Raw genomic sequence first — 13,481 nt, forward strand, 5'->3', positions numbered from 1 at the left:
CTGCGCTGGCGGCCGGCGTTGAGATGATCTACGCCGACTTCGAGTTCATCAAGCAGTTCCCGGCAGCGGTGGAAGCCGTACGTGCAGCCGGCAAGCAGATAGCCCTGGCTACGCCGCGCATTCATATGCCGGGCGAGAACGGCTATCACAATAATATCCTGCGCCTGAAGCCGGACGCCGTCTTAGTGCGCAACACCGGCGCGCTGTACTTCTACCTGCGCCACCGGATGGAGAACCCGGATGCTGCGCATCCGCGGCTGATCGGCGACTTCTCCCTGAACATCGCCAACCACAAAGCGGTTGACTTGTTCACCGAAGTCGGCTGTGACATCGTCACGCCTTCGTATGACCTGAACATTCAGCAGATGGTCGATCTGCTCGGGAAGGCCGACACGTCCAAGATGGAGGTCGTGATTCATCAGCATCTGCCGATGTTCCATACCGAGCACTGCGTGTACTGCACGTTCCTGAGTGAAGGAACGGACTTCACGAACTGCGGTCGCCCGTGCGAGGAGAGCCGCGTGTCCCTGCAAGACCGGATCGGCATGTCGCATCCGGTGCGCGTAGACGAGGGCTGCCGCAATACGGTCTACAATGCGATCGAACAGTCCGGCGCTGAATATTTGGCGAACTTCATGGAGCTGGGCGTGTCCAGCTATCGCGTCGAGTTCCTGGAAGAAACGCCGGAGCAGGTGCATGAGGTCATTGATCTCTACAACCGTGCACTGCGTGGGGAGATCAGCGGCACGCAAGTGTGGAAGAAACTGAAAGCAACGAACCAGCTGGGCGTCACGCGCGGGCAGTTGGTGAAATAGATCGAAGTAAAGGAACAAGCCAGTCCGTGTGAACTGGCTTGTTTTTTGTTATCTTAATATAAATGTCTGACGTTTGTGAAACTTTCTCCTAAATGCTGTCATTTGTATGGTACTATGATGACATTGATGTGTGTTAGACGTCATTAAATCGTACTGAAAGAGGTGACAGGGACACGATGAACATTCGCAAAGCGATTATTCCCGCAGCGGGACTTGGCACCCGGTTTCTACCCGCAACGAAGGCGATGCCGAAGGAAATGCTTCCTATAGTCGACAAGCCGACGATCCAGTACATCATTGAAGAAGCCGTAGCTTCCGGCATTGAGGATATCATTATCGTCACAGGGAAAGGCAAGCGCGCGATCGAGGATCACTTTGATTCTTCATTTGAACTGGAGCATAATTTGGCGGAGAAAGGGAAGTGGGGACTGCTTGAGGAGGTCCGTAAACCTTCCAACATGGCGGATATCCATTATATTCGGCAGAAGGAGCCCAAGGGGTTGGGGCATGCGATATGGTGTGCCCGCAAGTTTATCGGTAACGAGCCGTTTGCGGTGCTGCTCGGCGATGATATTGTGGAGTCGGAAGTGCCTTGCTTGAAGCAGATGATGCAAGTGTATGATGTGCATCGGTCTGCCATCGTGGGCGTGCAGCCTGTTCCTTGGGATCAGGTGAACCGTTACGGCATTGTGGACGGACAGCGCAAATCTGAGCGGTTATATGAGACTTCGAGATTGGTAGAGAAGCCCTCGCGCGAAGAGGCACCTTCTAATCTGGCGATTATGGGCCGATATATTTTGCCGTCTGAGATTTTTGATCTATTGGAGGAGCAAGAGGCTGGTATGCATGGCGAGATTCAGTTAACGGATGCCCTTTCCACTTTGGCACGTCGTCATCCTATTCATGCGTTTCATTTTGAAGGCAGCCGTCACGATGTGGGGGAGAAACTCGGTTTTATCGAGACGAGCATTCATTATGCACTACAGCGCGAGGATTTGCGTGAGGATCTACTGGCGTACTTGAATGGAATATTGACGAAGGTAAAGTAAGTCTATAGAAGGAAAACGGACCGTTTAAGTAGATAAACTACTTAAACGGTCCGTTTTTCACTAGAATTGCAGGGCAGCAAGCTGTTGAACACTCTGCTCAGCGCTAGGATCCACTTGTTTTAGTTTCTCCATCAGGGCATCATCATTCTGGCCTTGTTTGCTCAGTGCAGCCAGATACCATCGTGTAATTTCCTGTTGATTTGCTTGTTCCAGATCATCCTGTATGCCAATTCTTAAAGTATAGGAAGCTTGTTCGGGTTGATCCATCATGAAGTACATTTTTCCTGCATTTAAGATCATATCTGAGCTATTCTCAAAGGCACGACCCTGCAGTTGCCCTTCTGGCAATGTGGAAATATGTTGGATTCCTGTTTGGACCTGGGAGAAGGCTTTTGTCGCATGTGTGAAGTAGTTGTTCTTTGCGGCGATATCACCTGTACCCAAAGCTTTGGAGCCAAGGTCATAACCTTTATTAATGATCTGTTCATACCATTCAATGTCCCATTTGAATTTGTAGGCGTTGTTTAATAGAAGATCGTAGGCCTGTTCAGGTAGCTGCTTTACCTCGTACCCTTCAATAAGCCGTCCGAGTATAGCTTTATTATAGGGTTCTTTATCTAGTGTATGATTTAACAGATCAATCGAGGCATTAATGAAACCTTCATCTTGATTCTGAGAATACACTGTTTGGTATAGTGAAGTTAATAATAGAACCGAGTCCGGATGGCTTGGGCGAATGCTAAGGTCTTTGTCCAATGGTTTTTTGATCTCCTCAAAGGAGGTACTTACTTGAACGACTCGGCGTGCTTCCATACCCGCATCGGCGGCTTGCACATAACGAATCGAGGTGATCAGTACCACAATTGCACAGAGTCCGACCACAGTACTGTATACACCACTAGCGGTTGAATCCTTCAAGTTCCATCTGATGACAGGTTTGCTCTCCATGACAGCGGCCATCCCGCCTAGTCCAAGGAATACAAGAATGCCCATAAAGACATAACTCATATTAAAGTCCAGGATACTATGAATGAGTATAGAAAGAACGATAATCAGGTACAAAAAGTGGCTGTTACGGGCAGCCTCATTATCCTTGATATATCCACGAATATACTTATAGAAGATATAAAGGATAAACGAAATGAAAATGATGAATCCGACAATACCAACTTCAATTAAATATTGCAAGAAGAAGTTATGGGCCTGGCGGCTGGTATAGGGGTTGTTCTGGTATTGTTCATAGAGGGAAGTCCACGCGCCGCCCCCAGCACCGATAATTGGATAATCAGCGAGTACCTTCATGGCATCCTTATAGAACGTAAAACGTTCGAGAACACTGTGCTGATTGAAGTTAATGTTTTCAAGTCGGACGCTGATGTTCTGCGGCAGAATATTCTTCAGGCCAGTCCCAATGAACAGGAAGATGAAGAGGCCGCCGATGACAACGGAACCGATTGGAATCCAGAGGCTGGATGCTTTTTTAATTGACCACGAATCTAGTGCTCGCTCAAGCTTAGGAGCAACCAAGCTCTGAATGATCCATCCCAGTAGACCGATCAGTAGGGAAGCACCGATTAGAATTCCCCAGCCTTTAAGAGCAGTACCGCCGCTGAAGGTTTCATTTAGCTGCAATCCGAGCTCCGTAACCGATTTAGAGATGATCAAGGAAGTCACTCCAGCAACTCCACAGTAGACAATCCAGAGCAATTGTTTGGCGGGCTTTAGGAATAGCAATAGCAGCACAAACACTACGGGGAGAAGGACTAGTCCACCTCGAGACAATGTCAGGAGCAAGGATAAGATGATTGGTACTAACATAAAGCTATGGAATGCTTGGCCAAACCATTTGCGTGATGTCGTTACGAAGAACACAGCAGCGAATAGGAAAGCCATTAGGAAAGCAGCGTATGTATTGGCATATTGGAACACGGAGGTTAGACGCAGGCCATTGGAATCTATCATAACGGCATGCGTATATGTACCGTTCATAACGGTATTGGAGAACCATTTGGCAATGGCACCAGCCGTTTTGCCTTGTCCGAACCAGTGCAGTAAGCCGAATCCTATGATTATATAAGCAACTGCCATAATCGTATTTTGAATGATCCGATTTCCTAGTTTATCACGAAAGACATGCAATCCAATAATGAACATGATCGCATAGATACAATTAATAATAACCATGTTCATGGCAAGAACATGAGACGCTGCGCTGATGAGAGAGAGTATGTAGGTTAGTGGCAGAAGAAGTACCCCAACAGCTAGCCAATCTCGTTGTTCCTTAAGTTGAAAACTCTTGTAATACTGAACTATCCATAGAAATAATAAAAGACACGCTAATATAGCGGCCCAGAAGATCGGTTTCTCAAATTCTAGCATTTGTCCGTTAAATAAAGCTGTCTGGAAAGGTGTCCACGCTAGAAACAGGATAATCCCTAGGATTAACACCCAAAACAAAGCCGATCTTGATTTACCTTTCCTCGACTCAGCGGCTTTTTTACCGTATACTGGATTCGACAACATTTTTAGCTCCTTTTCTTGTAGATACGACAATATTCTAGCATAAAGTATGAATATATTCATTTCTAATCGTGTTAAAAAACTTAATTTAGAGAAACTGTTCATTTTATGAAAGGTGCGCTTAACAGAACATGAGAACGTATTTGTTAGAACTTATTAAACGAAAAGATTTATTGGTCTATTTAGTGAAATCAGGTTTAAAAGCAGAGCATAGAAATAGTTACCTTGGATATTTATGGTGGCTATTAGACCTTTACTCGGGGCGTTGGTTTATTATTTCCTAGTTGTAATTGTAATGGGAAGAGGAGGGAAATTACGGGTATATCTAGTGATTGGACAAGTAGCATGGAGATGGACAAATGCTTCAATAAACAATTCATCCAGATCAATAATTCAATATACTTCGATAATTCAACAAGTAAACCTTCCAAAAGCTATATTTCCTATGACCAGAGTTATATCACAATTGATTAACTTTGTATTTGGTTTAGTAGTGGTAGGTTCTTTTTTATTATTATTTTCTATTCCTCTCCATTGGGAAATTGTTTACTTGCCATTTGTTATAATTGTGCAGTTGTTCTTTTTGTTGGCGATTAGTTTGTTAGTAGCTTATATTTCTGTGTTTATTCGAGATATTGGAAATATATTGGGGCACATTTTAAGGATTTGGTTCTATGCTTCACCTGTTATTTGGGAGGGGAGTCGTCTTCCTGATCAATACTACTGGATAGAAGCGTTCAATCCAATGTCATATATCTTAAATGGTTATCGTGACGTCCTTATGTATGGAAATACACCGAATATTAAGATATTAATGATTATAGGAATAGTGTCTATGTGTATGATATCGGGATTAATCTACTACTATAATCGAAATGAACACAAAATAATAAAGGCATTATAAAGGAGTCTTAGTTCTATGGATACCCCAATTAATAAAGAGGAATATTCTAGCGACGAGATCGTCATATCATTAAGTAATATTGGTGTGTCATATAAATCGGATCAAAAACCGGATGATTATAAATCACAACTATATAATGTGCTTCTTCGTAAAGGCAAGCGGAACGGATATAAATCTAAAGTGTTTTGGCCAATAAGGAATATAGATTTAGTCGGCTATAGGGGAGAAATCCTAGGGATTATCGGCTCAAACGGATCTGGAAAAACTACCCTCTGTAAACTTATTGCGGGGGTTTTACAACCTGATGAAGGACAGATAAATGTTAATGGAAGAGTTTCAGCATTATTTTCATTGGCACTGGGTTTTAATAAAGAAATGACAGGAAGAGAAAACGTGTACTTAAATGGTACAATGCTGGGCATCAGTAAGAAGAAGATCAATTCATTTGTTGATGAAATTCACGAATTCTCCGGATTAAGCAGCTATTTTGATCAACCAATTAAAAATTATTCAAGTGGGATGAAAGCGAGATTAGGGTTTAGTGTCGCAGCTTTTTTAGAGCCAGAAATTCTGATCCTTGATGAAGCACTAAATACTGGTGACTTGGAGTTTAGTCAAAAAGCAGCCGAGAAAATGAAAGAATTGGTTGCTAAGGCGAAAATGGTAGTCATAGTGACTCATAGTCTTAAGTTTGCTCAAGCGAATTGTAGTAGATTGATCTGGGTTGATCAAGGCGCAGTTAGAGAGATAGGTGAGCCTCAGGAAATTATAAAATTATATGAAAATAATGTACAGCAAAAAAAAAGCAAGGCCCCCACTAGTAAGAAAGGACTAGATATTACTAAAATTGAAACGAAAAAGGGAGAAAAAATAGTTGTAAATTCTAAGAAAGTCGGTATTTCGTATCGAGTAAATCGTGAAGAAAAATGGGCACTGAAAAATGTGGACATGGAAATATACGAGGGTGAAGTTGTAGGAATAATAGGGCATAATGGTGCGGGCAAAAGCACTCTATGTAAATTGCTCACCAATATTTTAGTTCCTGATGAAGGGGAGTTAATCATTAACGGAAAGACAACGGCATTGCTAGGATATGGAACTGGCTTTAATGGTCAGTTGACGGGGAAGGATAACGTATATCTTAACGGCATGCTTCTTGGTATACCTAAGTTGAAAATCCAAGAGAACTTCTCTAATATTGTCAAATTCTCTGAGTTAGGGATAAAAATTGATGATCCAGTTAAACAGTATTCAAGTGGGATGAAATCTCGACTTGGATTTAGTGTTGCTGCGTTTCTGGAACCAGATATTTTTATAATAGACGAGGCCTTATCCGCGGGGGATTTGTCGTTCAATCAAAAAGCAAGTGAGAAGATTCAGGAGATGATTCGTATGGCTAAGGCTGTTATTGTGGTATCTCACAGTATGGGCTTTGTTGAGAAAGTTTGTACTCGAGCAGTATGGTTAAACCAAGGTCAGGTAATGAAGGATGGAGAACCAAGAGCTGTCATTAAAGATTACAGAGAATATGTTCAAAAGCTAAAAAAAGCATAGTAATGGAGACAGTTGAAATGTATAAAGAATGGAAGCGTAAGATTCAAAAAGGTTTACTAAATAGCAAACTAATACGTCGAGGCTTTGATTCGTTAATTTGGTTTGTAACCAAAAATCTATCCGATAAGCAAAAGCAGGCTATTAAAAAGAGGCTTCCCCTTAAAATGAAAGAGTTATTAAAAAGAGCAGTATCCGGAGAAAGATATAGTGGTCATGACCAAGTTAATCAGATTAAATATAAGATGTTAAATTTAGGATTTGAAGGACCAGCTTATGCAGAGCTCTATCGGTTGGCTACGAATGAAGATAATCACGCACACACTCGAAGAGAAGCAATGTGGGAGTTAGCTCTTTGGCATGCTGACCGACAAACTCGTGAAGATGCAAAAATTGGTTTAAAGCATATAGTGGAATATTTAGATAAAGAAAAGAACAAGACAAGAAAGCGTCAGGGTATTATTCTTCAAATTGAACTTTTAGATTTTCTGGGTGAAAAAGAACACGCTAAAATCGTTTTGAATAAAGAACTAGAAGTAGATAATCATCCTGATTTGCTATTAGCAGCAGCAAATCTTGAAACAACACTAGAGAAGAAACTGGGTTGGATAAATGCACTTATGAAACAAAGTGGGTTGGCTGAGATTCAAGTAAGTGGTGATAAGTCTAAGCCTGTTTATGATCAGTTAATAACATTGGTTAGTAGATCTAAAATAATGGACGTAAAAGATATCCCAAAGGTTTCAGTTATAATGCCGGTTTTTAATGCAGAACAAGTAGTGGAAACAGCACTGAAATCGGTCTTAGAGCAAACATGGAGAAATATAGAACTCATTATAATTGATGATTGTAGCACCGACAACACAATGAATATCATAAAACAATTTGCAAATAATGATAGTAGAATTATAGTTCTATCGACCGATGTAAACAGTGGTACTTATGTAGCGAGAAATATTGGATTAAAAATAGCAACGGGTGAGTTTGTAACATGCCATGATGCGGATGATTGGTCGCATGCTCAAAAGATTGAAATACAAGCGTTGCATCTTATTCGCAATAAAAAATTAGTAGGTAATTTGTCAGAGCAATGCAGAATGACCGAAGAGCTGTTATTTTATCGTAGAAAACAGCAGAGGTTTTATATATTTGGTAATATGTCATCATTGATGTTTAGGCGTGTTGAAGTACAAGAGTATTTAGGATACTGGGATAATGTCCGTTTTGGAGCAGATGGTGAATTTATTCGAAGAATACGAAAACAATTCGGAATTGACTCAGTTGTAAGTTTGAACCTAGGTCCATTATCTTTTCCAAGAGTGAGTTCTACTTCTTTAACGGAAAATGGTGCGTTCGGGTATTATGGGTTCTTCTTCGGTGCTCGTAAAGAGTACGTGGAAAGTTTCACTTTTCATCATAATCAAGCGGAGACATTGAAATATGATATGTTGCCGGAAGCAAGGCCATTTCCAATTCCAGAACCAATGAAACCTAGTAGAGGAGAAGTTAACAAGAGTAGACATTTCGATGTCATTATAGTATCAGATTTCCGTTTAGCAGGTGGTACAACTTCCTCCAATGAGGAAGAAATTAAAGCACAACGTTATGCAGGTCTTAAAACTGGGTTGATCCAATTATCGAGTTATAAAGCCAGTGGAGTTAAGGACATCAATCCTAAGATCAGGTCCCTAATCGATGGTGATGCTGTTCAAATCTTAGTTTATGGCGAAAGCGTAACATGCGATGTGTTGATTGTAAGGCATCCCCCTATATTGCAGGAGAAGCAAAAATATTTTCCCGAGGTAAAGGCAGATCGAGTATGTGTCATCGTGAATCAGACACCCAGAATAGATTATGGGGAAAATGGGCAAGAGGCATATGATATTGAACGCTGTCAGTTGCATCTGAAGCAATATTTTGGACAATGGGGTATGTGGTATCCTATTAGCCCTCAAGTAAGACGGATACTGTCAGACCATCATGAGGACGAGTTAACAGCAATAAACGTAGCAGATGAAGACTGGGTTAATATTATTAATATTGAAGAATGGAAGAGAGAGTTACATCGAAAGGGATCTAAAACACGTATTGGTCGGCATTCTCGTGATCAATATGTAAAATGGCCTTCGGATCCTAAACAACTACTTGAAATATATCCAGATTCAGAACTGTTTGAGATACATATTCTTGGAGGGGCGAAAGTACCTGAGAAGACATTAGGCAAATTGCCATGGAATTGGATTGTATGGGAGTTTGGAGAAAGAGAGTCCAAAGATTTTTTAGCAGAGTTGGATGTGTTTGTTTACTATGTTCATCCATATTGTGTAGAGGCTTTTGGTAGGGTAATTATTGAAGCGATGGCCGTGGGAGTGCCAGTCGTTCTACCGTATAGCTATTATTCATTATTTGGAGAAGCGGCTATCTATGCGGAGCCGCATGAAGTACAAGAAAAAATTGGGTTACTAATCAAGAACGAGATGTTACTCGATATACAGGTACAGAGAGCTCGACAACTTCTAGCTGCAAATTTCGACTATTCTAGCCATATTAAAAGATTGTGAGGACTAACTAATGATTCTGGAAAAATTAAAGGAGGATCAAGAGTATAGCTCGTCATACTGGGACAAGAGATCTCACATGATGTATTACCAATATGTAAAATACATGGTCCAGGCATTAGCCGCTGATGCTAACAGTATGATAGATGTAGGTTCATCAAATGCTGAATATGTTGAAAGTTTTGATTGGATACCTCAAAGACATACTATTGATTTGGAGAATCCTTATTATTCGGATAGAGTACAGGGATTTGAAATGGATTTCATGCAATTTCAACCTACAAAAAAATATGATTTTATTACTTGTCTGCAGGTTTTAGAACATGTCCCTGATCCAATTAGTTTTGCAAGGAAATTATTCGACATAGGAAAGAACGTATTGATATCTGTACCGTATATGTGGGAGGAAAGCTCTGAAGCAGAGCATATACATGACCCTGTTGACTTTGACAAGCTTTCACTATGGACAGGTAGAGATCCGAGTTATCATATAATTGTTAAAGAACCTTTATTTAATTCTTCTAAGAGTAATAGACTTATTTGCTATTACCATTCTGATTCTGAAAAATTCGATGTTAAGAAAATGCGTTTAAGAGTAAAGAATATGAGAAACAGCAGCAATAGTAAAGCATTCGCATTCAATGCTATGAATCATTCTTGGTTTATTGAAAGTATACATAAGAATGTTTATGAAATTTTTGAATTTAATGAAAAAATGAATCGCCGAATAGAAGATTTGCATTTAAAAATGGAAGCTGAGAATCTGAGGAGAGAGTATTACTTTTTAAAAGAAAAATTAAAAGAGATAAAAAGTAGTAATCAGGATATATCATCCGGTATAAAGCAATATGAAATAGAACTAAAAGACTTAAGGAGAACGAATCAGTTATCCGAAAAACAAAAGATAAAGTACGATCAGCTTTATATGAGGATAATTAACAGTAAGTCATGGCGTCTCACGGAACCTGCTAGGAGACTATGGGCAGGATTAAAGAGAAAATTTTAATCTTATTAGAGAGGGGGAAGTAAATGGAGGCGAAATTAAAGAAAAATATCAGAGAGGATAACAATCCTGAATTCATGAAGAAAGAAATAACTGAGTTGCGTGCTTTTATTAATAACGAAAAGCAGAGAGAAGACCACCTTAAGAATAAACTAGAAGCTTTGCAATTTGAAGTTAGCACATTAAAAGGGGAAATTGACCAAGCTGAGCTAAAGAAAAATATTGCAAAAAAAAAATTCAATTCACTTGAAAATAGCCACTCTTGGAGAATAACTAAACCTTTAAGATGGATCAATAAGATATTGATGAAAAATACCGATCAGAAAGTTAAACATACTGGAGTAGTTATAGAATCAAAAAATGAAATGAAACATATTAGAGATTTGAGAGAGAAGTTGTATTGTTTTGGGTTTAACGATAGAGCAATCGGGGATTTACATGATTTGGTGAATGGGAATATATTTTCTCCAAGAATGAGGAGATTAGCAGCATGGGAATTATCTAAATGGTATGTAAATCAGTTGACTCCTGATGGTGCGGAAAAATGTCTTGAGCTACTGCCCGTTGCTTTAAATGATGTTGTAAAACCAGAAAGAATTTATCTAGCTGCGATTATAGAAGCTGAATGCTTTAAAGTACTGAACAAATTTGACGATGCAAAAAAGGCACTAAGGAAAGCGTTTATAATAAATGAAGATCCTAATATATATCTTGCTTCCGCAAACTTTGAAGAGAATAGCAAAGCAAGATTGAATTGGATTAACAAAGCTCTTGATTATTATGAATTACCTAAAATAAGTCTTAATTCTATTGAGGGAAAGAAGGATTATGATTGTCTGAGTGTTTCTAATGTTCAATCGGAATTAAGGAATGTGGATAAGCCTAAAATAACAGTGATTATGCCAGTTTATAACGCTCAGGACGTTATTACTACTGCTCTTGAATCAGTAATCAATCAAACTTGGGATAATCTTGAGATTATTATCGTAGATGACTGTAGTACTGACTCAACCGCACAAATAATAGAAAAGTATATGAGTAAGGATGCTAGAATAAGATTTCTAAAGCAAGAAGAAAATAAGGGCGCCTACACTGCTCGCAATCTTGCTCTACAGATTGCTACAGGGGAATTTGTTACTTGTCATGATGCAGATGATTGGTCACATCCATTAAAGGTTGAATTACAGGCACTACATTTGATGAGCAATAAGAGAACCGTTGGTAATACATCCCAAGCGGCTAGGATTACAGAGGAATTAATGTTTTATAGGAGAGGAAAGCTTGGGCATAATATATTTCCTAATATCTCTTCTTTGATGTTTAGGAGGGAGATAATAAAGCAGTTCGTTGGCTATTGGGATAGTGTTAGATTTAGTGCCGACAGTGAATTTATTAGTAGAATTAAAATAGTATTCGGAGTTGACGCAATTATCGACTTACATACAGGGCCGCTTTCATTTCCGCGTATCTCAAGTGGATCATTGACGTCGGATGAAAAATTCGGATTAAATGGTTCACTATATGGCGCCAGAAGAGTCTATCGGGATAATTATCTAGAATATCATTCGAAATCAGAAAGTTTAAAATACGATTTCCCTCAGGAAAATCGACCTTTTGTTGTGCCAGAACCAATGATGCCAACAAGGGGACTAGAAAACAGGTTTTTTGATGTAATTTTTGTTACAGATTTTCGTAATTCTAACGTGGTTATGCAAATGGAAAGAGACATCGGAATTTGTATAGAAAAGGGTTTAAGTGTTGGGATACTACAAATGAATCTTTATAATACCAGTCCAGAGACTCGACTGGATCCTAAAATAAATATTTTGTTGAATCGAAGTAATCTTCATTTGATAGTATATGGTGAAGTAGTCTATTGTAGACACTTAATCCTAAGATATTGTCTGATTCTAGGGGAACATCAAAAATATATACCTGTTGTAGTAGCAGACAATCTTCATATGATACTAGGTGAAGAGATATATAAAACAACTGAAGATAAAATTAATAAATATAATACAAGTCTCAAAAGATACTTTGGCCTTACAGGGACATGGTATCCGGTTGATAATAAAGTTAAGAAAAAATTCTTGAAAATAGCCAATAATGATTCTAAAAATAAATTAGCGAGCACTAGCTGGATCGGTGTAGAAAATCTTGAAAACTCACGATGAGGAGACATAATTTATGAAAACCGAATTAATAAACACTATAAAAGAAAAGCGAGGGGTAGTTGGTATCATCGGTATGGGGTACGTTGGACTACCATTAGCTCTTGCTTTTTCAAATTCCAACGTTAAAGTTGTTGGATTTGATATTGAAGAGTCCAAAACTCAATCTATTAATGATGGAATAAGTTATTTTAAACATATTTCTTCTAACTCTATAAGAAACGTAACACAAAAGAATTTATTCTATGCAACTACTGACTTTTCAGAAATTAGTAGAGTTGATGCTATTATCTTATGTTTACCTACTCCCCTAAATCAATATAGGGAGCCTGATTTATCTTATGTTACAAATACAATCGAAACAATCCTGCCTTATCTGAAAAAGGGACAGGTACTTAGTTTAGAAAGTACAACATACCCTGGGACCACTGATGAAGAGCTCGCACCTAGAATAACAAAACAGGGATTTACAATTGGAACAGATTTTTTTCTCATTTATTCTCCTGAGAGAGAAGACCCTGGAAATCCTAATTTCACAACATCAACTATTCCTAAAGTAGTAGGAGGTTCTACTGAGGACTGCTTAGAGGTTGGTGTAGCATTATATGAATGCATTATAGAGAAAGTGATTCCTCTCAGTTCAACAAAATCTGCGGAGTTAACTAAGTTACTTGAAAATATATATAGATCCGTTAATATTGGGCTAGTGAATGAAATGAAAATAATTGCAGATAAGATGAATATAGATATATGGGAAGTTATTGATGCAGCTGCAACAAAACCGTTTGGCTTCACCCCGTTCTATCCTGGGCCAGGATTAGGAGGCATTGTATACCAATAGATCCCTTCTATTTAACATGGAAAGCTAAGGCATATGGTGTAACTACTAGATTTATTGAATTATCGGGTC

The 13,481-nt window shown here is 39.2% G+C and carries 9 protein-coding genes; 8 read left to right on the forward strand and 1 reads right to left on the reverse strand.

What is annotated here, in order from left to right:
- The coding region (locus tag JCM10914_RS26160; protein ID WP_036720242.1) for a U32 family peptidase at window positions 1–815 on the forward strand (815 nt) is incomplete at its 5' end.
- 176 nt (window positions 816–991) lie between these two features.
- Entirely contained in the window at window positions 992–1,864 is an 873-nt protein-coding gene (gene galU, locus JCM10914_RS26165; RefSeq protein ID WP_023966707.1) for a UTP--glucose-1-phosphate uridylyltransferase GalU, read from the forward strand.
- Window positions 1,865–1,924: 60 nt separating this feature from the next.
- Here galU and JCM10914_RS26170 read toward each other — a convergent pair whose 3' ends face one another.
- Window positions 1,925–4,384 carry an O-antigen ligase gene (locus tag JCM10914_RS26170; RefSeq protein WP_036720254.1) on the reverse strand — a complete coding sequence of 820 codons (2,460 nt, stop codon included), beginning with the start codon at window positions 4,382–4,384 and terminating at the stop codon, window positions 1,925–1,927.
- A 295-nt stretch (window positions 4,385–4,679) separates the two neighbouring features.
- On the opposite strand from JCM10914_RS26170, the gene JCM10914_RS26175 reads away from it, so the two are divergent.
- The 6 genes from JCM10914_RS26175 to JCM10914_RS31555 are packed head-to-tail and all read left to right on the forward strand — an operon-like array spanning window position 4,680 to window position 13,412.
- The gene (locus JCM10914_RS26175; RefSeq protein WP_370570283.1) at window positions 4,680–5,288 is read left to right on the forward strand and encodes an ABC transporter permease; all 609 of its coding nucleotides are present in this window, start codon (window positions 4,680–4,682) and stop codon (window positions 5,286–5,288) included.
- Window positions 5,289–5,303: 15 nt separating this feature from the next.
- On the forward strand, window positions 5,304–6,842 hold the full coding sequence (locus tag JCM10914_RS26180) for an ABC transporter ATP-binding protein (RefSeq protein ID WP_023966711.1): 1,539 nt from the start codon (window positions 5,304–5,306) through the stop codon (window positions 6,840–6,842).
- Window positions 6,843–6,859: 17 nt separating this feature from the next.
- On the forward strand, window positions 6,860–9,400 hold the full coding sequence (locus JCM10914_RS26185; RefSeq protein WP_023966713.1) for a glycosyltransferase: 2,541 nt from the start codon (window positions 6,860–6,862) through the stop codon (window positions 9,398–9,400).
- A gap of 10 nt (window positions 9,401–9,410) precedes the next feature.
- Window positions 9,411–10,403 (forward strand): methyltransferase domain-containing protein, encoded by a 993-nt coding sequence (locus tag JCM10914_RS26190; RefSeq protein WP_023966715.1) that lies wholly within the window; start codon window positions 9,411–9,413, stop codon window positions 10,401–10,403.
- 23 nt (window positions 10,404–10,426) lie between these two features.
- On the forward strand, window positions 10,427–12,574 hold the full coding sequence (locus JCM10914_RS26195; protein WP_023966717.1) for a glycosyltransferase family 2 protein: 2,148 nt from the start codon (window positions 10,427–10,429) through the stop codon (window positions 12,572–12,574).
- 13 nt (window positions 12,575–12,587) lie between these two features.
- Window positions 12,588–13,412, forward strand: a complete 825-nt coding sequence (locus JCM10914_RS31555) for a nucleotide sugar dehydrogenase (protein WP_023966719.1) — start codon at window positions 12,588–12,590, stop codon at window positions 13,410–13,412.
- Window positions 13,413–13,481: the final 69 nt, after the last annotated feature.

It is taken from the genome of Paenibacillus sp. JCM 10914 (assembly GCF_001315105.1).
In the GTDB taxonomy this organism is placed as follows: domain Bacteria; phylum Bacillota; class Bacilli; order Paenibacillales; family Paenibacillaceae; genus Paenibacillus_AQ.